Origin of the sequence: Vogesella mureinivorans (genome assembly GCF_007644035.1) — a bacterium.
In the GTDB taxonomy this organism is placed as follows: Bacteria; Pseudomonadota; Gammaproteobacteria; order Burkholderiales; family Chromobacteriaceae; genus Vogesella; species Vogesella mureinivorans.
This window is the reverse complement of record NZ_VMTV02000283.1, coordinates 1-252: the sequence shown is the minus strand read 5'-3', so window position 1 is coordinate 252 and position 252 is coordinate 1. Positions and strand designations below refer to the sequence as shown.

General features: G+C 75.4%; 1 protein-coding gene. It reads right to left on the bottom strand.

Annotation, left to right across the window (positions count from 1 at the left end):
* The coding region (locus FLQ44_RS08295; protein ID WP_206208765.1) for a gamma-glutamyltransferase at positions 1–252 on the bottom strand (252 nt) is incomplete at both ends.

The following is a 252-nucleotide window of genomic DNA, read 5'->3' as shown; positions in this document are numbered from 1 at the left end:
CCAGGCGGTCGAGGCCTGGGGCGCCGAGGAGGCGATCATGCCCGCCAGTCGGGGGCTGACGGTGAAGCCGTCCTCGGCCAGCCGCGCCGCATCGCCGAACAGCCCGGACCAGTCCAGCCGCCCATGCCGCTCGTGGGCCATGGCCAGCATGGCCACGGCGCCCGGCGCCCCGGTGGAGCGCCCGCTCAGCACCGCCTCGCGGAAGCCCAGCGGCTCGCCGTCTTCAAAGAACAGTTCCGGCGTTGCCGCGGC